At 60.4% G+C, this 22070-nt stretch carries 20 protein-coding genes and 1 pseudogene; 13 read left to right on the top strand and 8 right to left on the bottom strand.

What is annotated here, in order from left to right:
• Positions 1-28: 28 nt before the first annotated feature.
• The 7 genes from xerD (at position 29) to KKQ10_RS16830 (ending at position 7304) form a co-directional block, all read left to right on the top strand.
• Positions 29-925: a site-specific tyrosine recombinase XerD gene (gene xerD, locus KKQ10_RS16860; protein ID WP_215501734.1), complete on the top strand. Its 897-nt coding sequence runs from the start codon at positions 29-31 to the stop codon at positions 923-925.
• Positions 926-1159: 234 nt separating this feature from the next.
• The gene (gene dsbC, locus KKQ10_RS16855; RefSeq protein WP_007967782.1) at positions 1160-1891 is read left to right on the top strand and encodes a bifunctional protein-disulfide isomerase/oxidoreductase DsbC; all 732 of its coding nucleotides are present in this window, start codon (positions 1160-1162) and stop codon (positions 1889-1891) included.
• Positions 1892-2021: 130 nt separating this feature from the next.
• Positions 2022-3326, top strand: coding sequence for a homoserine dehydrogenase (locus tag KKQ10_RS16850; RefSeq protein WP_064586124.1), 1305 nt, complete (start codon positions 2022-2024; stop codon positions 3324-3326).
• A gap of 105 nt (positions 3327-3431) precedes the next feature.
• Positions 3432-4841 carry a threonine synthase gene (gene thrC / locus KKQ10_RS16845; protein ID WP_127650825.1) on the top strand — a complete coding sequence of 470 codons (1410 nt, stop codon included), beginning with the start codon at positions 3432-3434 and terminating at the stop codon, positions 4839-4841.
• A gap of 119 nt (positions 4842-4960) precedes the next feature.
• Positions 4961-6334 (top strand): transporter substrate-binding domain-containing protein, encoded by a 1374-nt coding sequence (locus KKQ10_RS16840; protein ID WP_215501733.1) that lies wholly within the window; start codon positions 4961-4963, stop codon positions 6332-6334.
• A 117-nt stretch (positions 6335-6451) separates the two neighbouring features.
• Complete coding sequence (locus KKQ10_RS16835) at positions 6452-6859, top strand: response regulator (protein WP_215501732.1); 408 nt, start codon at positions 6452-6454, stop codon at positions 6857-6859.
• A 163-nt stretch (positions 6860-7022) separates the two neighbouring features.
• A complete protein-coding gene (locus KKQ10_RS16830; RefSeq protein ID WP_041063178.1) occupies positions 7023-7304 on the top strand; it encodes a DUF3509 domain-containing protein in 282 nt (93 codons plus the stop codon).
• Positions 7305-7479: 175 nt separating this feature from the next.
• On the opposite strand, the gene KKQ10_RS16825 is transcribed toward KKQ10_RS16830, so the two are convergent.
• Complete coding sequence (locus KKQ10_RS16825) at positions 7480-8433, bottom strand: TIGR02285 family protein (RefSeq protein ID WP_215501731.1); 954 nt, start codon at positions 8431-8433, stop codon at positions 7480-7482.
• Positions 8387-9586 carry a CaiB/BaiF CoA transferase family protein gene (locus KKQ10_RS16820; RefSeq protein WP_215501730.1) on the bottom strand — a complete coding sequence of 400 codons (1200 nt, stop codon included), beginning with the start codon at positions 9584-9586 and terminating at the stop codon, positions 8387-8389. Before KKQ10_RS16820 ends, KKQ10_RS16825 begins: the two co-directional genes overlap by 47 nt.
• 146 nt (positions 9587-9732) lie before the next feature.
• Here KKQ10_RS16820 and KKQ10_RS16815 point away from each other — a divergent pair, with 146 nt between their 5' ends.
• The 3 genes from KKQ10_RS16815 (at position 9733) to KKQ10_RS16805 (ending at position 13478) form a co-directional block, all read left to right on the top strand.
• Positions 9733-10275: a YaeQ family protein gene (locus KKQ10_RS16815; RefSeq protein ID WP_003222001.1), complete on the top strand. Its 543-nt coding sequence runs from the start codon at positions 9733-9735 to the stop codon at positions 10273-10275.
• Positions 10276-10329: 54 nt separating this feature from the next.
• Positions 10330-12039, top strand: a complete 1710-nt coding sequence (recJ, locus tag KKQ10_RS16810; RefSeq protein WP_215501729.1) for a single-stranded-DNA-specific exonuclease RecJ — start codon at positions 10330-10332, stop codon at positions 12037-12039.
• Positions 12040-12371: 332 nt separating this feature from the next.
• The gene (locus tag KKQ10_RS16805) at positions 12372-13478 is read left to right on the top strand and encodes an NADH:flavin oxidoreductase/NADH oxidase (protein WP_215501728.1); all 1107 of its coding nucleotides are present in this window, start codon (positions 12372-12374) and stop codon (positions 13476-13478) included.
• Between the two features lie 206 nt (positions 13479-13684).
• On the opposite strand, the gene KKQ10_RS16800 is transcribed toward KKQ10_RS16805, so the two are convergent.
• Positions 13685-15313 (bottom strand): glucan biosynthesis protein D, encoded by a 1629-nt coding sequence (locus KKQ10_RS16800; RefSeq protein WP_215501727.1) that lies wholly within the window; start codon positions 15311-15313, stop codon positions 13685-13687.
• Positions 15314-15707: 394 nt separating this feature from the next.
• On the opposite strand from KKQ10_RS16800, the gene KKQ10_RS16795 reads away from it, so the two are divergent.
• A complete protein-coding gene (locus tag KKQ10_RS16795) occupies positions 15708-15893 on the top strand; it encodes a hypothetical protein (protein WP_127650809.1) in 186 nt (61 codons plus the stop codon).
• 111 nt (positions 15894-16004) lie between these two features.
• Here the strand turns inward: KKQ10_RS16795 and KKQ10_RS28440 are convergent.
• Positions 16005-16139 (bottom strand): annotated as a pseudogene (locus tag KKQ10_RS28440) (phage antirepressor protein); the annotation flags it as partial.
• A gap of 20 nt (positions 16140-16159) precedes the next feature.
• On the opposite strand from KKQ10_RS28440, the gene KKQ10_RS16790 reads away from it, so the two are divergent.
• Together KKQ10_RS16790 and KKQ10_RS16785 are read left to right on the top strand one after the other, a co-directional pair.
• Positions 16160-16399: a phosphoribosyltransferase gene (locus KKQ10_RS16790; protein WP_252191652.1), complete on the top strand. Its 240-nt coding sequence runs from the start codon at positions 16160-16162 to the stop codon at positions 16397-16399.
• 5 nt (positions 16400-16404) lie between these two features.
• On the top strand, positions 16405-16962 hold the full coding sequence (locus KKQ10_RS16785; RefSeq protein ID WP_215501726.1) for a hypothetical protein: 558 nt from the start codon (positions 16405-16407) through the stop codon (positions 16960-16962).
• A gap of 58 nt (positions 16963-17020) precedes the next feature.
• On the opposite strand, the gene KKQ10_RS16780 is transcribed toward KKQ10_RS16785, so the two are convergent.
• The 4 genes from KKQ10_RS16780 to KKQ10_RS16765 all read right to left on the bottom strand — a co-directional run bounded on the left by KKQ10_RS16780 (position 17021) and on the right by KKQ10_RS16765 (position 22069).
• On the bottom strand, positions 17021-18505 hold the full coding sequence (locus KKQ10_RS16780) for an APC family permease (protein ID WP_215501725.1): 1485 nt from the start codon (positions 18503-18505) through the stop codon (positions 17021-17023).
• Between the two features lie 225 nt (positions 18506-18730).
• Positions 18731-20155 (bottom strand): gamma-aminobutyraldehyde dehydrogenase, encoded by a 1425-nt coding sequence (locus KKQ10_RS16775; protein ID WP_215501724.1) that lies wholly within the window; start codon positions 20153-20155, stop codon positions 18731-18733.
• Positions 20156-20316: 161 nt separating this feature from the next.
• On the bottom strand, positions 20317-21144 hold the full coding sequence (locus KKQ10_RS16770) for an ABC transporter permease (protein WP_127650803.1): 828 nt from the start codon (positions 21142-21144) through the stop codon (positions 20317-20319).
• Positions 21134-22069 carry an ABC transporter permease gene (locus KKQ10_RS16765; RefSeq protein WP_045122310.1) on the bottom strand — a complete coding sequence of 312 codons (936 nt, stop codon included), beginning with the start codon at positions 22067-22069 and terminating at the stop codon, positions 21134-21136. The genes KKQ10_RS16770 and KKQ10_RS16765 overlap by 11 nt, the downstream gene beginning before the upstream one ends.
• Between the last annotated feature and the right edge of the window lies 1 nt (position 22070).

Raw genomic sequence — 22070 nt, 5'->3', positions numbered from 1 at the left:
TCCCTGAGGCTGCGTGTCTTGAGCGCCCATGCCTGCCATCGACCATCCGCTGATTGATCAATTCCTCGACGCCCTGTGGCTGGAAAAAGGCCTGTCCGACAACACCCGCGGTGCCTACCGCAGCGACCTGGCGCTGTTCAACGGCTGGCTGCAGGACAAGAACCTGGAGTTGATCAATGCCGGTCGCGAGTTGATCCTCGACCATCTGGCCTGGCGTCTGGAACAGAACTACAAACCGCGCTCCACCGCCCGATTTCTCTCGGGCGTGCGTGGCTTTTATCGCTATCTGTTGCGGGAAAAGCTGATTACGGTCGATCCGACTTTGCGCGTCGACATGCCGCAATTGGGTCGGCCGCTGCCCAAATCCCTGTCGGAAGCTGACGTCGAGGCGCTGCTCAAGGCACCGGATCTGAGCGAAACCATCGGCCAGCGTGATCGCGCCATGCTTGAAGTGCTGTACGCCTGTGGTCTGCGGGTGACCGAACTGGTGAGCCTGACGCTGGAGCAGGTCAACCTGCGTCAGGGTGTGCTGCGGGTGATGGGCAAGGGCAGCAAGGAACGGCTGGTGCCGATGGGCGAGGAAGCGATTGTCTGGGTCGAGCGCTATATGCGCGATGGCCGCAGCGAGCTGCTGGGCGGGCGTCCCAGTGATGTGCTGTTCCCCAGCCAGCGCGGTGAACAGATGACCCGCCAGACCTTCTGGCACCGCATCAAGCATTGGGCCAAGGTCGCCGGGATCGGCAAAACGCTGTCGCCGCACACTTTGCGCCATGCGTTTGCCACGCACCTGCTCAACCACGGCGCGGATTTGCGGGTGGTGCAGATGCTGCTTGGGCACAGTGATTTGTCGACCACGCAGATCTACACCCATGTGGCGCGGGCACGGTTGCAGGACCTGCATGCCAAACACCACCCTAGAGGCTGAACCAAATCCCTGTAGGAGCTGCCGAAGGCTGCGATCTTTTGATCGTGCTTGTGATTTCAAAAAAAAGTCAAAGGATCGCAGCCTTCGGCAGCTCCTACCTGTCTTGTGTCAGGCGCATTCGGCCCTGCGGGCCTTATGTGTTAGGCTTTGCCGGTTTGCACGATGGACGGTTATGACCCGGTGTTCCGGCACGGGCGTTCTGACCGTTTCATTTGTCCGTCTTCAGGAGTTCTCATGCGTCTGACCCAGATTTTCGCCGCCGCAGCCATTGCGTTGGTCAGCACCTTTGCCGTCGCCGATGACGCGGCCGACAAAGCCATTCGTCAAAGCCTGGAAAAACTCGAACTCGAGGTTCCGGTAGAAAGCATCAGCGCCAGCCCGTTGCCGGGCATGTATGAAGTCAAGCTCAAGGGCAGCCGTGTGCTGTACGCCAGCGCCGACGGCCAGTACATCGTTCAGGGTTACCTGTTCCAGCTCAAGGACGGCAAACCGGTCAACCTGACCGAGAAGACCGAGCGCCTTGGCATCTCCAAACTGATCAACGCCATTCCGGTGGCCGAAACCGTGGTCTATCCGGCCGTGGGCGAGACCAAATCGCACATCACCGTGTTCACCGACACCACCTGCCCGTACTGCCACAAGCTGCACGCCGAAGTGCCTGAGCTGAACAAGCGTGGCATCGAAGTGCGTTATGTTGCGTTCCCGCGTCAGGGCCTCGGTTCGCCGGGTGACGAGCAACTGCAAGCCGTGTGGTGCTCGACCGACAAGAAAGCCGCCATGGACAAGATGGTCGATGGCAAGGAAATCAAGGCCGCCAAGTGCGCGAACCCGGTTTCCAAACAGTTCGCCCTCGGTCAGTCGATCGGCGTGAACGGCACACCGGCCATCGTTTTGGCCGACGGACAAGTCATTCCGGGCTACCAGCCGGCGCCACAAGTCGCCAAACTGGCACTGGGCGCCAAGTAATTCGCATCGTCACGGTCAGCCTTGACGATCATGGTCCGGCAGCAACATCGCCGGGCCATTAATAGAGAGCCGCGAGCACGCGGTTGTTTTCCGGCCGACCTTGCGTCGGCCGTTTCATGGGGAGTTCACAGTGAATCCGGTCAAAGTAGGCATCTGTGGGTTAGGGACCGTCGGTGGCGGTACCTTCAACGTACTTCAGCGCAACGCCGAGGAAATTGCTCGTCGTGCCGGGCGTGGGATCGAAGTGGCACAAATTGCCATGCGCACGCCAAAGCCTCAGTTCCAGACGACCGGTATTGCGATTACCAACGATGTCTTCGAAGTGGCCACGAACCCTGAGATCGACATCGTCATAGAGCTGATGGGCGGCTACACCGTTGCCCGCGAGCTGGTACTCAAGGCCATCGAGAATGGCAAGCATGTGGTCACCGCGAACAAGGCACTGATTGCCGTTCACGGTAATGAGATTTTCGCCAAGGCACGCGAGAAAGGCGTGATCGTGGCATTCGAAGCGGCTGTGGCCGGCGGCATTCCGGTGATCAAGGCGATCCGTGAAGGCCTGTCCGCCAACCGCATCAACTGGGTCGCCGGGATCATCAACGGCACCGGTAACTTCATTCTCACCGAAATGCGCGAGAAGGGTCGCACCTTCGAAGACGTGCTGGCCGAAGCGCAGGCGCTGGGCTACGCCGAAGCCGATCCGACCTTCGACGTCGAAGGCATCGACGCGGCGCACAAGCTGACGATTCTGGCTTCGATCGCGTTCGGCATTCCGCTGCAATTCGACAAGGCTTACACCGAAGGCATCACCAAACTGACTACCGCCGACGTGAACTACGCCGAAGCGCTGGGCTACCGCATCAAGCACCTCGGTGTGGCCCGCAGCACTGCGGCCGGTATCGAATTGCGCGTACACCCGACGCTGATTCCGGCCGATCGTCTGATCGCCAACGTCAACGGCGTGATGAACGCGGTGATGGTCAACGGTGACGCCGCGGGTTCGACGCTGTTCTACGGCGCCGGCGCCGGCATGGAGCCGACCGCCTCGTCGGTGATCGCCGACCTGGTGGACGTGGTTCGCGCGATGACTTCCGACCCGGAAAACCGCGTGCCGCACCTGGCCTTCCAGCCCGACTCGCTGTCGGCCCATCCGATCCTGCCGATCGAAGCCTGCGAAAGCGCCTACTACCTGCGCATTCAGGCCAAGGACCATCCGGGCGTACTGGCTCAGGTGGCGAGCATCCTCTCGGAGCGTGGCATCAACATCGAGTCGATCATGCAGAAGGAAGTCGAAGAGCACGACGGCCTGGTGCCGATGATCCTGCTGACCCATCGCGTGGTCGAGCAGCGCATCAACGATGCGATCACCGCCCTCGAAGCACTGGCCGGCGTCAATGGTCCGGTTGTGCGGATCCGCGTCGAACACTTGAATTAACAGCAGCGGCAAGTTTCCAGCTTCAAGCTGCAAGTAAAAGCAGAGCCGCTTTTCACTTGTAGCTTGTAGCTCACAGCTTGTAGCTCAAACCGAAGGTTTGCCCTCATGCGTTATATCAGTACCCGCGGCCAGGCACCGGCCCTGAATTTCGAAGATGTCCTGCTGGCCGGTCTCGCCACCGACGGCGGTTTGTACGTCCCGGAAAACCTGCCACGTTTCACCCAGGAAGAAATCGCTTCCTGGGCCGGCCTGCCGTATCACGAGCTGGCTTTCCGCGTCATGCGCCCGTTTGTCACCGGCAGCATTCCTGACGCCGATTTCAAAAAGATCCTCGAAGAAACCTACGGCGTGTTCTCGCACAGCGCCGTTGCGCCGCTGCGTCAGTTGAATGGCAATGAATGGGTCATGGAGCTGTTCCACGGCCCGACTCTGGCGTTCAAGGACTTCGCCCTGCAATTGCTCGGTCGTCTGCTCGACTACGTGCTGGAAAAGCGCGGCGAGCGCGTGGTGATCGTCGGCGCCACCTCCGGTGACACCGGTTCGGCCGCCATCGAAGGCTGCAAGCATTGCGAAAACGTCGACATCTTCATCCTGCACCCGCACAACCGTGTGTCCGAGGTGCAGCGTCGGCAGATGACCACCATTCTCGGCGAGAACATCCACAACATCGCCATCGAAGGCAACTTCGATGACTGCCAGGAAATGGTCAAGGCGAGCTTTGCCGACCAGAGCTTCCTCAAGGGCACGCGCCTGGTCGCGGTCAATTCGATCAACTGGGCGCGGATCATGGCCCAGATCGTCTACTACTTCCACGCAGCCCTGCAGTTGGGCGGCCCGGCGCGTTCGGTGGCGTTCTCGGTACCGACCGGCAACTTCGGTGACATCTTCGCCGGTTACCTGGCGCGCAACATGGGCCTGCCGATCAACCAGTTGATCGTCGCCACCAACCGCAACGACATCCTGCACCGCTTCATGAGCGGCAACCAGTACGTCAAGGAAACCCTGCACGCCACGCTGTCGCCGTCGATGGACATCATGGTCTCGTCGAACTTCGAACGCCTGCTGTTCGACCTGCACGGTCGCAACGGTGCCGCGATTGCCGGGCTGATGGACTCGTTCAAGCAGGGCGGTGGTTTCAGCGTCGAACAAGAGCGCTGGACCGAAGCCCGCAAGCTGTTCGACTCACTGGCCGTGGATGACGCGCAAACCTGCGAAACCATCGCCGAAGTCTACGAGCAGTGCGGTGAAGTGCTGGATCCGCACACTGCCATCGGCGTGCGTGCTGCCCGCGAATGCCGACGCAGCCTGGACATCCCGATGGTGATCCTGGGCACCGCACATCCGGTGAAATTCCCGGATGCCGTGGAGAAAGCGGGTGTAGGAAAAGCTCTCGAACTGCCTGCACATCTTTCTGATTTGTTTGAGCGAAACGAGCGCTGCACCGTTCTGCCAAATGAGCTCAAAGCCGTACAGGCCTTTGTCAGCCAGCATGGCAACCGCGGCAAGCCGCTCTAAGCCGAAAAAGCTGTCACATTTTGAAGCCCGTCTCTTGACGGGCTTTTTTGTTTCTGCTGCCACACTGCTCGGGTTTTCGCCCATGAAGGACGGGTGAGTCGATCACGAAGGAAGTGGCAATGCTGTTTGAACGAGCAATTAAACCGGCCCTGGGCTGGTTCCTGTTGTTGTGCCTGAGTGGATTCGTTCGCGGGGGCATGGCGGCACAAATGGTGCTGCACGAACAGGTGCAGGCACAGAAGATCGAGCTGATTGAGCTGGACGAGCGAGAGCGGCGCTGGATACGTGACAACCCCAGCGTGACGGTCGCTTCGGTGCAATATCCCTTGTACCTGTTCCAGGACGAACACGGTCACTGGACAGGCTTGAACATTGATGTGCTCAAACGCATCAGTGCCATGACCGGTTTGCAGTTTGTGCACGAGGAATCGTTTTCCACCGATCAGATGCTGGAGCGCCTGCAAAGTGGCGCGGCGGATCTGAGTACGACCCTGGCGATGAATGACCAGCGCAAAGTGTTCCTGGATTTCAGTCACGCGTTTGGCGGTGCAGGCTGGGTGTTCGTCGGACGCAAGGACGAGCCGGCGATCCAGTCTCTGGAACAACTGGTCAAACGGGTATTGGTATTGCCTGCAAGGCACGCGCTGGAGGACGCTGTTCGGCGCGAATATCCGTCAATCGAGGTGCTTTCGGTCAAGACGTATGCCGAGGCGCGGGCGCTGGTTGAAAGCGGTGAGGCCTATGCCACCATTGAAAATGAAATCGGTGCGCAGCTGTTTCCTTCCGGCTTGCTCAAGGTCGGCGCTTTGGTGGAGGGGCGCTGGGAAGCCGATCACTTGGCCGTGCGCAAGGGCTTGCCGGAACTGGTGAGCATCCTGAACAAGGCGCTGGCCGCCTTTCCCGCCGCAGAGTTACGTGCCATCCGAGTGAAGTGGCTGGGCGGTGTTGCTCCGCCGGCGCCGCTTTCGCTGTGGGACGAAATCGTCGGTTGGGGCTGCTGGGGCATGGGGGGGCTGGGGGCCTTCGGGCTGTTATCGCTGGTCTGGAACCGGCGGCTTACCGCCGTCATCCGGCAACGGTGCGAAGCGGAAAAACACTTGGGCGACCAACTGGCCTTTCAGCACGCGTTGATCGATGCGATGCCTGATCCGGTCTTCGTTCGCGACCTGCAAGGTCGCCTGGTGATGTGTAATCGCAGCTACGAAGAAGCGCTTTCGATCCGGTTCGAGCAGGTGCAGGGGCGGCTGCTGTTCGAAGTCGATGCGCTGCCCGAAGCCATTGCACGGATGCTGCACGACGAGTTCATGGTGCAGATGCACACGCGCAAGGCCCGTTTCAGCAAACGTCAGCTGGCGTTCAAAAGCGGCCCCAAAGCGATCTACCAGTGGACCGTACCGTTTTACAGCGCCGACGGACAATTGCGTGGCCTGCTCGGTGGCTGGACCGACATCAGCCAGCGCCGCACGGAAAGCGGCTGCCAATGTCCGCACTGAAGATGGGAAATGTCCTATAGGACGCGACGCCTTTTCCGATGGGAGGCTGAGGACGGCTCCCCTAGAGTGAACGGCCCATGCGGCAAGAGTCCGCCACCGCCGTTTCCGAGGTCGTCGATGCGCTCGCTAAAAGTCCTGATTCTTGAACCCAATCCGTTCCAACTGATGGCGTTGCATCAGATGCTCAATGCCATCGGCATCTACGACGTGCTCACCGCGCCGACAGGGTCCTCGGCGCTGGTTTCCCTGGGCCATCGCGGTGCGGTGGATATTGCGATCTGCGATCCGCAGCTCAAGGGTGGCGATGGAATGGCGCTGATCCACCACCTGGCGGCACAGCGCCAGGCTCGCGGGCTGATTCTGCTGGGGCCGGTGGCCGCCGGCCTGCTGACGGATCTTGAACACTTGCTGCAGGGACGTGAGCCGATGTTGCTGGGGCGCCTGCATACGCCGGTCTCGGCAGTATTGATGAGAGGCCTGCTGGACGCCTATCTGGCGGCCACGCGTACGCCGCTCATCGCCTGAACAGCACCGATATTTTTCTGTCATCTTCAGCGTGCATGCTCTGACAGACCGGTAACTGCTCAGGGAGGAGCCCGGTATTCAGAACTTTCTTCTCGGGCCGGTGGTCATTTATTGTGAACACGCCCCAGGCACAATGTTTTCGGACTATTGAGTGGAGATCGAGATGGAAAGTATCAGTCTATTGCTCGGTGAGGCTCTGAGCCCGTATCAGGTGACGTTGACCCCTTGTGGTGCCCACGGCGAATGCCTGGTGACCCTCAAGAACAGCAACGGCGCCCTCGTGGTGGAGCGCGAATTCAATCAGGCGCAGTTGACCGACAAACGCCTGCTGACAGACGTCGTTGACGGTTTGCACCGCGACGTCCTGATCGCCGAAGGGCGACTGGAGCCGTGTGTCATCGCGGCCTTGCGCAATGCGGCGCTGGATAAGCGCGCGGCCCTGTAAAGATGAAATATTTTTTGTGGGAACCTTCCTGCATCCCCGTCAGTCAGACCCCATAACAGCAGGATCAAGCATTGTGCTCCGGTGCTTGTCGCTTGCTGCTACGGGTCTTTATACAGGCCACGTTTAACCCCGAGTCGTCTCCCCACTTCTCGGGGTTTCTTTTTGCCTGCAGGTTTTACGGCGCGGTCTGTTGCTCGAAAAATATCTGTGCCTGTTCGAGATAATCGCTACGCATGCCCGGGTCCAGCCAGTCGGCGTAGAGCCGGTTCAGGTGCTCATGGGGCAGGGTGCGCAGCAGTTGGTTGATCTCGCTGATGGCTTGCCGACCTTCGGCAGTGTCAGAGCAGCCGACGTATCCCGACAGGTACTTGCCTGTGCCCTGAATCGGATAGAACACCAATTCATCTTCGGCAATTTGCGCCTGATGGGCTTGGTAGCGGATTTCGGGCCAATAGCCCAAAACCACCTGCAGACGGCCCAGGCGCTGCATCGACAGCAGGCTGCTCAGGGCATCGTTGCCGTAATGCGGCGTTAACGCACCGACGGGGGCCTGCTTGAGCAGAGTGTCGAGAAACTCGCCGTAACTGCGTTCTGCGACGACTCCGACCTTGATTTCGCCGTTGGCCAGAAATGCCGTCAGATCGACTTCGCCATCGATCAGGTACGGTGCCAGTACGTCGCGATCCTTCTGACGCACCACCAGTCCATTACTGACAGCGCGAAACGCCGGGATGGAGAACGCGATCCATTGCGTGCGCTCCTTGCTCCAGATCAGCGAGGGATCGCAGGTAAAGGACGGCTCGTGCAGCATCTGCATGCCCCGGGCGCGGTTGACCCGCATCAGCGTGTGTTCGTATTGCGGCATGCCGGCAATCAGCATCGGCAGCAGGTGATCGATCACGCCCTGACCCTTTTTCGGGCCTTCGAAAATGGTCAGGGGCGGCAGGTCGCGCAGTAACCAGGTCAACGTCGGTTTGGCCTGGGCCCAGGCCGGCAGGGTCAGCAGAAACAATAAGCCGAACAGCCGCCACGTCCACCAGTGGTGGGCGCGGTTGGCGTCCGATGTCTGCCGAGGTTTCAGCTTAAATGGCTCCGTCTGCGCGCAAGTGGGCGATCTGCTGTTCGTCATAGCCAAGATCGCTTAGAACCTGCGCATTGTGTTCACCGAGCTGCGGCCCGACCCATTCGGACGTACCCGGTGTCTCAGAGAGTTTCGGCACGATGCCCGGCATCTTGAAGGGCTTGCCGTCCGGCAGTTTGGCCTGCAGGAACATCTCCCGCGCCAGGTACTGCGGATCGCTGAACATGTCTTCGGCGCTGAAGATCCGGCTGGCCGGCACTTCTGCCTGGTTCAGCAGGTCGAGCACGCTTTGCAGCGGCAGCGAGTTGACCCACCGATCAATCACCCCATACAACTCGTCACGGCGACTGTCGCGCCCGTCGTTGCTCGCCAGCGCCGGGTCATTGGCCAGATCCTCGCGGCCGATGATCAGCATGAAACGCTTGAAAATCGCGTCGCCATTGGCACCGATCTGCACATGCTTGCCGTCGGCGCTGGTGTGGATCGAGGACGGCGTGATGCCCGGCATGATGTTGCCGGTGCGCTCGCGGATGAAGCCGAACACGTCGAACTCCGGGACCATGCTTTCCATCATCGCGAAGATCGCTTCGTAGAGCGCCACATCGACCACTTGGCCGAGCCCGCCATTCACTTCGCGATGACGCAGCGCCATCAACGCGCCGATCACGCCCCACAGCGCGGCAATCGAGTCACCGATGGAAATTCCGGTGCGCACCGGTGGCCGGTCTTCGAAACCGGTGATGTAGCGCAAACCGCCCATGGACTCGCCGACCGCACCGAAGCCCGGTTGATCTTTCATCGGGCCGGTCTGGCCGAAGCCCGAGAGGCGCACCATCACCAGTTTCGGGTTCAGCGCGTGCAGGGTTTCCCAGCTCAGCCCGAGTTTTTCCAGCACGCCAGGACGGAAGTTCTCGATCAGGATGTCGGCTTCGCCGAGGAGTTTTTTCAGGATCGCCAGGCCATCGGGGTGCTTGAGGTTCAGCGTCAGCGACTTTTTGTTGCGCGCCTGAACGAACCACCACAACGAGGTGCCTTCATACAATTTGCGCCACTTGCGCAGCGGGTCGCCGCCGTCGGGCGATTCGATCTTGATCACTTCGGCACCGAACTCGCCGCAAATGCGCGAGGCAAACGGCCCGGCAATCAACGTACCCAATTCAATGACTTTCACACCGCTGAGCGGTTTGTTGGCGAACGGCATACTGAATCCTGTAGGACAAGGCTGTGCGGATACAGCGTTTTAACATAGCCGACTGTCAGACGCCGCAGGTTGATCGCCATCAATTCGATGATTGCCTACCGCATCGGTTAGACTTGCCGACTTTCCTCGTATCAAGAAGCCCGTTCATGGCCCAGCCGTCCACTACCTATAAATTCGAACTGAACCTCACCGACCTCGACCGCAGCGTCTACGAGAGCGTCAAGCAGACCATCGCCCGTCACCCTTCGGAAACCGAAGAGCGCATGACCGTGCGGCTGCTGGCCTACGCCCTCTGGTACAACGAACTGCTGTCGTTTGGCCGTGGTCTGTCGGACGTGGATGAACCTGCGCTGTGGGAAAAAAGCCTGGATGACCGCGTCCTGCACTGGATCGAAGTCGGCCAGCCGGACGCCGATCGTCTGACCTGGTGCTCGCGTCGCACCGAACGCACCAGCCTGCTGGCCTACGGCAGCCTGCGTGTGTGGGAAGGCAAAGTGGTGCCGGTGGCGAAGAACCTGAAAAACGTCAACATCGCCGCCGTGCCGCAAGAAGTGCTGGAAACCCTGGCCAAGGACATGCCCCGCGTCATCAAGTGGGACGTGATGATCAGCGAAGGCACGATCTTCGTCACCGACGACCGTGGTCAACACGAAGTCCAACTGGAATGGCTGGCAGGCGAACGCGGCTGATCCCGCGTCGCGACTGATTAATCCCACGTATTCAAGAGAAGTTTCCGTTACCCCATGCGTATTGATCCTCGACCGTTGCCTGCCACTCTGCCGTTTCTCGGTGACCTGCCACCGCTGTTGACCCGTTTATACGCGGCGCGGGGCGTGCAGTCCGAGGCGGAGCTGGATAAAAGCCTGGCGCGGCTGATTCCGTTCCAGCAGCTCAAAGGCATCGAGGCGGCGGTGGATCTGCTGGTGACGGCGCTGGAGCAGCGCCAGCGGATCCTGATCGTCGGTGACTTCGACGCCGATGGCGCGACGGCCAGTACGGTCGGCGTGCTTGGCTTGCGTCTGCTGGGCGCAGCACATGTCGATTATCTGGTGCCGAACCGCTTCGAATACGGCTACGGCCTGACTCCGGAAATCGTCGAAGTCGCGCTGAGCCGCGAGCCGCAGTTGCTGATCACCGTCGACAACGGCATCTCCAGCGTCGAGGGCGTGGCAGCTGCGAAAAAGGCCGGGCTCAAGGTGTTGATCACCGACCACCACTTGCCCGGCGATGAGCTGCCGCAGGCTGATGCGCTGGTCAATCCGAACCAGCCAGGCTGTGAGTTTCCGAGCAAGGCGCTGGCCGGGGTCGGGGTGATTTTCTACGTGTTGATGGCCTTGCGCGCGCGTCTGCGCAGCCTTGGCTGGTACGAGAGCAAGCCACAACCGAACATTGGCGAACTGCTGGATCTGGTGGCGTTGGGCAGCGTCGCCGACGTGGTGCCGCTGGACGCCAACAACCGGATTCTGGTGCATCAGGGGCTGGAGCGGATTCGCGCCGGGCGTGCACGGCCGGGGATCAAGGCGATTCTCGAAGTCGCCAAGCGTGATGCGGCGCGTATCACCTCCACGGATCTGGGCTTTATTGTCGGCCCGCGCCTGAATGCGGCGGGGCGCCTGGACGACATGAGCCTGGGTATCGAATGCCTGCTGACCGCCGACGCCAATCTGGCGCGGGAAATGGCCGCGCAACTGGACGGCATGAACCAGGATCGCAAATCCATCGAGCAGGGGATGCAGCGTGAGGCGCTGGCCCAGCTCAAGGACTTGCCGATGGAATCGATGCCGTTCGGCCTGTGCCTGTTCGATCCCGAGTGGCACCAGGGCGTGATCGGCATTCTTGCGTCGCGGATGAAAGAGCGTTATTTCCGCCCGACCATTGCCTTCGCCGATGCCGGTGACGGTCTGCTCAAGGGCTCGGGGCGTTCGGTGCAGGGCTTCCACATTCGTGATGCCCTGAGTGTGGTGGCCGCGCAGCATCCGAATCTGATCGCCAAGTACGGTGGACACGCCATGGCGGCCGGCCTGACCTTGCCGCAGGAGAATTTTCCTCTTTTCGCCGAAGCATTCGACGCCGAAGTGCGTCGGCAACTTCGCGAGGAAGACCTTACCGGGCGCATGCTGTCGGACGGCACGCTGGCGGTCGAGGAATTCCACCTCGAACTGGCCCGCGCCCTGCGTCACGCCGGGCCGTGGGGGCAGCACTTCCCCGAGCCGCTGTTCCATGGCGTGTTCCAGTTGGTCGAGCAGCGCGTGGTGGGTGAGCGGCATCTGAAAGTGGTGCTGAAAAGCGAGTGCGGCTCGGTGAAACTCGACGGCATCGCCTTCGGCATCGACCGTGATGTCTGGCCGAACCCGACCATTCAGTGGGTTGAACTGGCTTATAAGCTCGACGTCAACGAGTTTCGGGGCAATGAGACGGTGCAGTTGATGATTGCCCACATCGAACCGCGTTGATCGGTTAAAACATTTCGAACAACTCTGTGGCGAGGGGGCTTGCCCCCGTTCCAGTGCGCAGCCCTGGCGGGTTCCTGCTTCTCTGAAAAGCCGGGGCCGCTTCGCAGCCCAACGGGGGCAAGCCCCCTCGCCACAGGTTATCGGGCCAGCAAAGTTTGCTTGAACCCTCCCTCATCCCCGGTTGTCGACTAGGCTCTAAGCACTGCTTGATTGGCCTTGTGACGTCTTGTCGAATGTTTTGCCCGCGGGGGCGGGTGCTGCACCGTTTCCTGTCACTCGTCGACTTTTCAAACAGAACCCTGGAGCCTGCCCACTGATTTGAGAGGTGCCCCATGAGTCTGCTGCTCGAACCCTTTATCCTTCGCCAACTGACCCTGCCCAACCGCATCGCCGTCTCGCCGATGTGCCAGTACTCCAGCGTCGACGGACTGGCCAATGACTGGCATCTGGTGCACCTGGGCAGCCGTGCGGTGGGCGGCGCCGGCCTGGTTTTCACAGAGGCCACGGCGGTCACGGCCGACGGGCGGATCACCGCCGAAGACCTCGGTTTGTGGAACGACGAACAGATCGAACCGCTGCAACGCATCACCCGTTTCATCACCGCCCAGGGCGCTGTCGCCGGCATCCAGCTGGCCCACGCCGGGCGCAAGGCCAGCACCCATCGGCCGTGGCTCGGCAAACATGGCAGCGTCAAACCGGAGGATGGCGGCTGGACCCCGGTCGGGCCATCGCCGATTGCCTTCGACCCGCAACACACGCAACCGAAACAGCTCGATGAAGCGCAGATCGGCGAAGTCATTCAAGCCTTCGTCGCCGCAGCCAAGCGTGCGCTGACGGCAGGTTTCAGTGTGGTCGAGGTGCATGCCGCCCACGGCTATCTGCTGCATCAGTTTCTGTCACCGTTGAGTAACCAGCGCCGCGATCAATACGGTGGCTCGTTCGAAAACCGTATTCGACTGGTGCTGCAAATCACCGAGGCCGTTCGCGAGGTCTGGCCGCAAGAGTTGCCGGTGTTCGTCAGGGTGTCAGCAACCGATTGGGTTGAAGACGGCTGGAACCCGGATGAAACCGTGGAGCTGGCGCGTCGCCTCAAGGCATTGGGGGTGGATCTGATCGACGTCTCGTCCGGTGGCACCGCCGCCAACGCCGAGATTCCCGTTGGGCCGGGCTACCAGACACGGTTCGCCGAACGGGTACGCAAGGAGTCAGGCATCGCCACCGGCACCGTCGGCATGATTACCGAGCCGGCACAGGCTGAGCATATTCTGCGCACCTGTCAGGCTGACATCATCTTCCTCGCCCGCGAGCTGCTGCGCGACCCGTACTGGCCGCTGCACGCCGACGATGATCTGGGCGGGCGCAAAGCAGTGTGGCCAGCGCAATATCAGCGCGCGACCCATCGTGATCAACCGATTCATGAGTCTGATCTGCGCGATTGAGTGAATCTTTGAAATGCAGAAGCCCCAGCCAGTGATGGCTGGGGCTTTTTTTCTGGTTGGTGTTTTTGTGCTGACTGGGCGGACGCTATCGCGAGCAGGCTCACTCCTACAGGGGTATCTGTCGTTCACAAAATGAGTGTTCGACACCGATCAACTGTAGGAGTGAGCCTGCTCGCGATGAGGCCCAATCAGACGCTGGAGAATCATCAAGGGTATTTGCGCTTGTCCGGCGCCGGCGGGAAGTACTGGTACAACCAGGTCTCGCTCAACGTGCGGTCATTGGTGCGGATGAACAAGCGCAGCTCCACCGGATCGACGCTGTCGTTGGTCGGATACCAGTCGAACAGGATCCGGTAACCCTTGATGTCATCGAGCACCAGCACGCTGAAGTCCTGCACCTTGCCGTTGGAGCAGGTGACCACCGGTTCGATCCCGGTGCCCTGCGGCAGGCGATCCAGGCCGCCCCCGGTGAAGTCCACGGCAAAACGACGGGCCCAGACCGGCGGGTAATGCTCGCCCGGTGCCCAGCCTTCGACGAAGCCACCCATGCCTGAACGGGTCGCATGCACTCGCGCCAGCGGCGTGCCGACGGGGGGCAGGGCGCTCCAATAAAGCTTGTAGCCGTAGTTCAGCGAATCGCCGGCAGCCACTGGTTTTTTCGGGGTCCAGAACGCCACGATGTTATCGAGGGTCTCGCCGGTGGTCGGAATTTCCAGCAGATCGATAGAGCCTTCGCCCCACGCGGTGGTCGGTTCGACCCACAGGCTCGGGCGCTTGCTGTACCAGTCGACGGTGTCCTGATAGTTGGCGAACTCGTGGTCGGTCTGCACCAGGCCGAAACCCTTCGGATCAGTGTCGGCGAACGCATTGAACTGCAGGGTCGCCGGGTTGTTCAGCGGACGGCAGATCCACTCGCCATTGCCACGCCACATCGCCAGGCGATCGGAGTCGTGGATCTGCGGGTGGATGGTGTCGCACATGCGGCGTTCGTGGGTGCCGCAGCTGAACATGCTGGTCATCGGCGCGATGCCCAGTTGTTCAATGGCGGTACGCGCGTTGATGTGGGCGTCGATCTCCATCACCACGCGTTCGGCCTGGCAATCGATGTCGAAGCGGTACGCGCCGGTGGCGCTCGGTGAGTCGAGCAGGGCGTAGACCACAAAACGAGTGGCGTTCTGCTCCGGAGTCTCGAACCAGAATTTGGTGAAGTCAGGGAATTCTTCGCGCTTCTTCGCGTAAGTGTCGACCGCCAGACCACGGGCCGAGAGGCCATATTGGCCAGTGGCGTCCACCGCGCGGAAGTAGCTGGCGCCGAGGAACGACACCACGTCATGACGATCCAGTTCCGGTGCCTTGAACAGCTTGAAGCCAGCAAAACCCAGGTCGCCCTTGAGCTGCTGGGTGTCGACCGAGGTGTTTTCGTAGTTGAACAGCGTCGGGCGGAAATGCACCTCGCGGGCGGTACGGGTCTTGGGATCGACGCTGTACATGCGCACCGGCTGCCGGAAACCCATGCCGACGTGGAAGAACTGCACGTCCAGCTGCCCCTTGTTCTCTTTCCACAGCGAATGGTCGCCGTCGTAGCGAATCGCATTGAAGTTCTGCGGGGTCATGGTCGCCAGGGTCGGCGGCAGCACCTGTTTGGTGTCCTGATAGGCCGAGCCGGCCAATTGCTTGGCCTGGCGCTTGAGCGCTTCGAAGTCGAAGGCCTGGGCCTCGCCATCAGCGGCGCCACCATTGGCTGCCCAGGCACGGGCGGCCAGCAGGCCGGAAGCCGAGAGACCGGTGTAAGCCGCAATGGCCATCGACGCTTTGAGCAAATTTCTGCGGTGCATAAATACAACCTGTCGTGAGCAATCCCGCGCCTTTCCTGGCACGTGCTGGATCAGAAATTACGGTTCGGACAAGCCTTCGGCCAAACGCAACGGACTATAAACAGATGCCCGCTAGCTTAAACGGTTCGCTCGCGTTGCAAAATTCGTTGATAGCACAGTGACAGAGTGTCAATGAAACAAGACATGTCGGTAAATTTTCCGACGGCACGTTCTGATTTACAGGGCATATCTGCTTTTCTCGACTAATTACTCTAAAAACAGCTTTTCAGCGCCGATTAACTTCCTATTCTATGGGCATGGCCGGCGCGACCGGCAGGGCACAGGCGCTGCTGTAAGGGGCAGGGCGATGTGGTGATCAAGCAATTCTTTGAAGTATTAGAGAAGGACATCGTCCATGGCAAAAGTACAAGGCATCACCGAAATGCTCGGCATCTTCCCCTGCCTGAGCGTCGGACGCAGAAGGCGTCGGTTGAGCTCTGATGAATTGAAGCTGGTGGAGCGCTATCGCGAGTTGTCGGAAAGTGACCGGATCGCGATGCGGTATCTGGTGGATGCGATGCGCAGTGTTTCCAGGTTTTAACGGCGCGAAAGACTGTGGCGAGGGAGCTTGTCGAATCGTCCCGCTGGACTGCGCAGCTGTCCCTGCTTTTTGCACAGGGGCCGCTGCGCGACCCTGCGGGAGCAAGCTCCCTCGCCACAGGTTGACCCACGCCTGCTGTTGCCAATGCAGCAGGGGCACGGTGGCGCCAGCCCAGTTCACCGAACTCAGGCTTGGTCGCTGCTCGACAGGTATTGCGTTGGTTTCGCGCAACATCGGAATGACCTGGGCTGCCGGTTTTCTCGGATTTGCTTCGAAAAGCGGCCACGGGAAAGTCGCTCAAGGATTTGCATTCGAAAGCAGACAAGGTTGCTGCGATTGGAGACAGTTTCAGCGTCAATGATGAAATCACCACGGATGGGCGCTGGAATGTTTTGGTTGTGGATGATTTGTTTGATAGCGGGGCGTCGATGGACGCGGCCTGCGCTGTTTTGCGTAAATATCCAAAGGTAGGGAAGATTTACGTAGCAGCGCTAACTTGGAAGTGAACTCAATGACGACTGTATTTATTGCCGGCTCTATCAACATCAAGAACCTTGATCCGAAGGTTAAAGAGCGTATCAATAATATCGTTGCGTCTGATTTTGAGGTGGTGGTGGGTGATGCAGGGGGGGCCGATACCTCCATTCAGGAGTACCTGTTGAGCCTCGAACGATCCAGAACCACGGTGTTCTGCAGTGGTTCAACGCCGCGGAATAATCTTGGGAAATGGCCCGCCAGAACAGTCGACTCCAAGCATTCCAAAGGGTCGAGAGCCTTCTTCACTGAGAAAGACGTCGTCATGGCTGAAGCGGCTGACTACGGCTTGATGATCTGGGATGCAAAGAGCACCGGCACGCTCAGCAACGTCATAGAACTGTTATCGAGAAAGAAGAAGTCGCTTGTTTTCGTCAACAAGGAAAAGGAATTCAAAGTGGTTGGAGACGTCAGTCAGCTCGAAGAGTTGATTGCATTCATGTCCGATCACGCCAAGCAAAAAGCCAACGAAAAAATCAGGTTGTTCGATCGTATCTCTTTGCTGAAGCACGATCAGGCAGAGCTTTCTTTTTGATGATTTTGTTCGACTTTACTGAACCCCGGCACCTTGTCGGAGCCGGGGTCAAAAACGCTTAGCGACTCACCTTCCACGCATCCCCAGCCGGCGCCTTGCCATGGTCATACGGCTTGCCAATCCACATATAAACCAAGCCCAACCCAATCACGATCGCGGTGCTCAACACCATCGCATAGTTCACGTACCACGCCGCATCCGGCGTACGCGGCCAGGCCATGTTGATGATGGCGCCAACGCCGTACACCAGCGCGCCGATGTTCACCGGCCAGCCCCACGCGCCGAGGGTGAACTTGCCGCTGGGTTTCCAGCCTTTGCTGCGGGCGTAGAGGGCGGCCAGGACGATCATCTGGAACGCGAGGTAGATGCCGATGGCGGCGAAGCTGACGATGGTGGCCACGGCGTCCTGCAGGAAGAAGCCGAGGGCGATGATCAGCGCGGGCAGGACGCCGGAGACGAACAGTGCGGCAACCGGCACCTGGGTGGTAGGAGAAATCTTTTTCAGCAGTCGGCTGCCGATGACCATTTCGTCGCGAGCATAGGAGTACAGCAGACGGCTCGCTGCGGCCTGTAGACTGATGACGCAGGAGATGAAGGAAATCATCACCACGCCCATCACCACTTTCGAACCGACCGGGCCGAAGGCGTTGTTGAGGATGGTGGTGACCGGGTCCTTGTCGGTGCCGTTGATCACCGCTTGCATGTCCGGCACGGCGAGGATCAGCGCCAGGCAGGCGAACATCGCCGCAATGCCGCCGATGTAGATGGTCATGCGCATGGCCACCGGGATTTTTGCGCTGGGGTTCGGGGTTTCTTCGGCGACATCACCGCAAGCCTCGAAGCCGTAGTAGAGGAACATCCCCGCCAGCGAAGCGGTGAGGAACGCCGGCAGGTACGAGCCGTCGACGCTGATGTCGAAGGTGTTGAACAGCACGCTCAGCGGTTGGTGACGTTCGAAGATCAGCAGGTAAACGCCGACGATCACCGCGCCGACCAGTTCGCAGAGGAAGCCGAACATGGCAATGCGCGCCAGCACTTGGGTACCGCTCAGATTGACCAGCGTGGCGAACAGGGTCAGCACCAGGGCGATGACGATGTTGGTGTTGTTGCTCGGCTCGAAGCCCATCATGGCCGCAAGGTACGGGCCGGCGCCGACGGCCACCGCCGCGATGGTGACGCACAGGGCGATGGAGTAGATCCAGCCGACCATCCATGCCCACTTCTTGCCCACCAAACGCCGCGCCCACGGATAGACGCCGCCGGAAATCGGGAACTGCGAAACCACTTCGCCGAAGATCAGGCACACCAGCAACTGGCCGCAACCGACCAGTAAATAGGCCCAGAACATCGGTGGCCCGCCAGCGGCGAGGCACAGGCCGAACAGGGTATAAACCCCGACGACCGGTGACAGATAAGTGAAGCCCAAGGCGAAGTTTTCCCACAGGCTCATACTGCGGTTGAAGTTCGAGGTGTAGCCCAGTTTGCGCAGTTGTTCGGCATCGCTGTCGGCAACAGCGGCGGAGAGATCGGGTGAGGCACTCATGTGTGGTTGCTCCGTGAAATCGGCAGATTTCGGATGGCCGAGGCCGTGGCGGGGCTTTTCGGGCGCCGCCCGGGTCGGTAGTTATTGTTTTGGTTTCGGTGACGCCTGGTGCTGAATCGCCGACATCATCCGTGTGTCGCGGAAAAGATCGCAGCCTGCGGCAGCTCCTACATGATGGACGCCACTCTCCTGTAGGAGCTGCCGCAGGCTGCGATCTTTTCGCTGTTAATGCTTGAACATCACATGCCGAACCGTGGTGTAGTCCTCCAGCCCGTACATGGACATGTCCTTGCCGTAGCCGGACAATTTCTGACCGCCATGGGGCATTTCGCTGACGAGCATGAAGTGTGTGTTCACCCAGGTGCAGCCGTACTGCAAACGGGCAGACAGGCGATGGGCGCGTCCTACATCCGCCGTCCACACCGAGGAGGCGAGCCCGTAGTCCGAATCGTTGGCCCATTCCAGTGCTTGCGCTTCATCGGTGAATTGAGTCACCGACACCACCGGCCCGAACACTTCGCGGCGGACGATCTCGTCGTCCTGCTGCGCGTCGGCCAGCACCGTCGGTTCGAAGAAGAAACCGTTGCCTTCAACAGCCTTGCCGCCGGTGATCAAACGGATGTGCGGCTGGGCCACGGCGCGCTCGACGAACCCGGCGACACGGTCGCGGTGCTGCGCCGTAATCAGCGGCCCCAGTTCGGTGGACGGATCATCCTGCAAGCCGTACTTGATGCTGCTGACCGCCGCACCGAGCTTCTCGACGAACGTGTCGTAGATGCCTTGCTGCGCGTAGATGCGGCACGCGGCGGTGCAGTCCTGGCCGGCGTTGTAGAAACCAAAGGTGCGAATACCTTCCACCGCCGCATCGATATCGGCGTCGTCGAAGATGATCACCGGCGCCTTGCCGCCCAGCTCCATGTGCATGCGTTTGACGCTGTCGGCGGTGCTGGAAATGATGTTCGAACCGGTGGCGATCGAGCCGGTCAGCGAGACCATGCGCACTTTCGGATGCGTGACCAGCGGGCTGCCCACGGTAGGACCGCGACCAAACACCAGATTGAGTACGCCGGCCGGGAAGATTTCCGACGCCAGTTCGGCCAGACGCAACGCGGTCAGCGGGGTCTGTTCCGACGGCTTGAGCACCACGGTATTACCGGCGGCCAGTGCCGGGGCGATTTTCCAGGCGACCATCATCAGCGGGTAGTTCCACGGCGCGATGGAAGCGATCACGCCTACCGGGTCGCGGCGAATCATCGAGGTGTGGCCGGGCAGGTATTCGCCACCGGCCGAGCCGCTCATGCAACGGCTGGCACCGGCGAAGAAACGGAACACGTCGGCGATTGCCGGGATCTCGTCGTTGAGCGCGGCGCTGTAGGGTTTGCCGCAGTTGGCGGATTCGAGTTTGGCCAGCTCCTCGCCATGGGCTTCGATGGCGTCGGCGAGTTTGAGCAGCAGCAACGAGCGGTCTTTCGGCGTGGTTTGCGACCACGCAGCGAAGGCGTTGTCCGCGGCGCGCACGGCGGCATCGACCTGGGCTTCGCTGGCATCGTTGATCTCCACCAACACTTCGCCAAGCGAAGGGTTGAGCACCGGTTGCGCCGGGCCTTCGCCGTTGACCAGTTGGCCGTTGATCAGGAGTTTGGTTTGCATGGTTTTGTCCTCACTAACACTTTTATTGTTCTGCCGAAACCGAAGCCATGTAGGAGCTGCCGAAGGCTGCGATCTTTTGATCTTGATCTTCAAAGCAACATCAAAAGATCGCAGCCTTCGGCAGCTCCTACAGGGATTCGGTTTGTTCAGTGGTTATTCGGTTATTTGCCGCCGCTGCCCGCGACACTTTCGCCACCGCGCGTCAGGTAATACGCGCCGAGAATCGGCAGCATGGTCACCATCATCACCAGCATGGCGACGACGTTGGTTACCGGCACATCCCGTGGGCGGCTGAGTTGATTGAGCAGCCACAACGGCAACGTGCGCTCATGCCCGGCGGTGAACGTGGTAACGATGATCTCGTCGAACGACAGTGCAAACGCCAGCATGCCGCCCGCGAGCAAGGCCGACCCGAGGTTCGGCAGGATGATGTAGCGGAAGGTCTGCCAGCCGTCGGCGCCGAGGTCCATCGACGCCTCGATCAGGCTGTGCGACGTGCGGCGCAGGCGGGCGATGACGTTGTTGTAGACGATCACCACACAGAAGGTCGCGTGGCCGACAATGATGGTGAACATCCCCGGCTCGATCCCCAGCGTCTTGAACGTCGCCAGCAGGGCGATCCCGGTGATGATCCCCGGCAACGCAATCGGCAGGATCAGCATCAGCGAAATACCCTGTTTGCCGAAGAAGTCGCGGCGGTACAACGCGGCCGAAGCCAGCGTGCCGAGCACCATCGCGATCAACGTGGCGATGGCGGCAATCTGCAGCGACAGCTTGATCGCTTCCAGCACGTCCGGCCGCGAAAACGCCACGCTGAACCAATGCAGCGTGAAGCCTTTCGGTGGAAAGCTGAACGCCGCTTCCTCGGTGTTGAAGGCGTAAAGGAAGATGATCAGGATCGGAAAGTGCAGAAACACCAACCCGCCCCAGGCTGCGATCTTTAATCCGAGGGACGCTTTTTCCCCCTGCTTTTCTGAATTAGAGCGCATCGAAGGCCCCCAGTCGTTTGACGATGGACAGGTAAACCGCGATCAACACAATCGGCACCAACGTAAACGCTGCGGCCATTGGCATATTGCCGATCGCACCTTGCTGCGCATAAACCATGCTGCCGACGAAGTAGCCCGGCGGGCCGACCAGTTGCGGCACGATGAAGTCGCCCAGGGTCAGCGAAAAAGTGAAGATCGAGCCCGCCGCAATGCCGGGAATCGACAGCGGCAGAATCACCTGCATAAAGGTCTGGCGCGGCTTCGCGCCCAAGTCGGCGGACGCCTGCAACAGTGACGGCGGCAGGCGTTCCAGCGACGCCTGGATCGGCAGGATCATGAACGGCAGCCAGATATAGACGAACACCATGAAGCGGCCCAGATGCGAGGTCGACAAGGTGCTGCCGCCGACCCCGGGAATCCCCAGAATGAACTGCAACACCGGCTCCAGCCCCAGATGCTGCACGAACCACTGCGCCACGCCGCCCTTGGCCAGCAGCAATGTCCACGCGTAGGCCTTGACGATGTAACTGGCCCACATCGGCATCATCACCGCGATGTAGAAAAACGCTTTGGTCTTGCCTGTGGTGTAGCGCGCCATGTAGTAGGCAATCGGGAACGCGACGATGGCGCTGGCGATGGACACAACGATGGCCATGCTCAGCGTGCGCAGGATGATGTCGAAGTTCGACGGTTGGAACAGCGCGGCAAAGTTGGCCAGGGTCAGGTCGGGGGTGACCGCCATGGTGAAGTCGTCGAAGGTGTAGAAACCCTGCCACAACAGCACCAGCAACGAGCCGAGATAGATCGCGCCAAACCACAGCAGTGGCGGCACCAGCAGCAGCGACAGGTACAGGTTCGGTTTGCGGTAGAGCAGGTTGGAAAACCGGCGCAAGGGCGGCGCTTGAGTCATCGCGAGCGTGCTCATC

The organism is Pseudomonas sp. MG-9, from assembly GCF_018729515.1.
Classification (GTDB): Bacteria; Pseudomonadota; Gammaproteobacteria; order Pseudomonadales; family Pseudomonadaceae; genus Aquipseudomonas; species Aquipseudomonas serboccidentalis.
Note: the sequence above shows the minus strand (reverse complement) of the source record. Positions and strands in the feature narration are given on the sequence as shown.

Excerpts from the sequence above, each read along its gene's own strand:
- xerD (WP_215501734.1), top strand. The coding sequence starts at position 29 with ATGCCTGCCATCGACCATCCGCTGATTGATCAATTCCTCGACGCCCTG.
- dsbC (WP_007967782.1), top strand. The coding sequence starts at position 1,160 with ATGCGTCTGACCCAGATTTTCGCCGCCGCAGCCATTGCGTTGGTCAGC.
- thrC (WP_127650825.1), top strand. The coding sequence starts at position 3,432 with ATGCGTTATATCAGTACCCGCGGCCAGGCACCGGCCCTGAATTTCGAA.
- KKQ10_RS16840 (WP_215501733.1), top strand. The coding sequence starts at position 4,961 with ATGCTGTTTGAACGAGCAATTAAACCGGCCCTGGGCTGGTTCCTGTTG.
- KKQ10_RS16835 (WP_215501732.1), top strand. The coding sequence starts at position 6,452 with ATGCGCTCGCTAAAAGTCCTGATTCTTGAACCCAATCCGTTCCAACTG.
- KKQ10_RS16830 (WP_041063178.1), top strand. The coding sequence starts at position 7,023 with ATGGAAAGTATCAGTCTATTGCTCGGTGAGGCTCTGAGCCCGTATCAG.
- KKQ10_RS16825 (WP_215501731.1), bottom strand. The coding sequence starts at position 8,433 with ATGACGAACAGCAGATCGCCCACTTGCGCGCAGACGGAGCCATTTAAG.
- KKQ10_RS16820 (WP_215501730.1), bottom strand. The coding sequence starts at position 9,586 with ATGCCGTTCGCCAACAAACCGCTCAGCGGTGTGAAAGTCATTGAATTG.
- KKQ10_RS16815 (WP_003222001.1), top strand. The coding sequence starts at position 9,733 with ATGGCCCAGCCGTCCACTACCTATAAATTCGAACTGAACCTCACCGAC.
- recJ (WP_215501729.1), top strand. The coding sequence starts at position 10,330 with ATGCGTATTGATCCTCGACCGTTGCCTGCCACTCTGCCGTTTCTCGGT.
- KKQ10_RS16805 (WP_215501728.1), top strand. The coding sequence starts at position 12,372 with ATGAGTCTGCTGCTCGAACCCTTTATCCTTCGCCAACTGACCCTGCCC.
- KKQ10_RS16800 (WP_215501727.1), bottom strand. The coding sequence starts at position 15,313 with ATGCACCGCAGAAATTTGCTCAAAGCGTCGATGGCCATTGCGGCTTAC.
- KKQ10_RS16795 (WP_127650809.1), top strand. The coding sequence starts at position 15,708 with ATGGCAAAAGTACAAGGCATCACCGAAATGCTCGGCATCTTCCCCTGC.
- KKQ10_RS16785 (WP_215501726.1), top strand. The coding sequence starts at position 16,405 with ATGACGACTGTATTTATTGCCGGCTCTATCAACATCAAGAACCTTGAT.
- KKQ10_RS16780 (WP_215501725.1), bottom strand. The coding sequence starts at position 18,505 with ATGAGTGCCTCACCCGATCTCTCCGCCGCTGTTGCCGACAGCGATGCC.
- KKQ10_RS16775 (WP_215501724.1), bottom strand. The coding sequence starts at position 20,155 with ATGCAAACCAAACTCCTGATCAACGGCCAACTGGTCAACGGCGAAGGC.
- KKQ10_RS16770 (WP_127650803.1), bottom strand. The coding sequence starts at position 21,144 with ATGCGCTCTAATTCAGAAAAGCAGGGGGAAAAAGCGTCCCTCGGATTA.
- KKQ10_RS16765 (WP_045122310.1), bottom strand. The coding sequence starts at position 22,069 with ATGAGCACGCTCGCGATGACTCAAGCGCCGCCCTTGCGCCGGTTTTCC.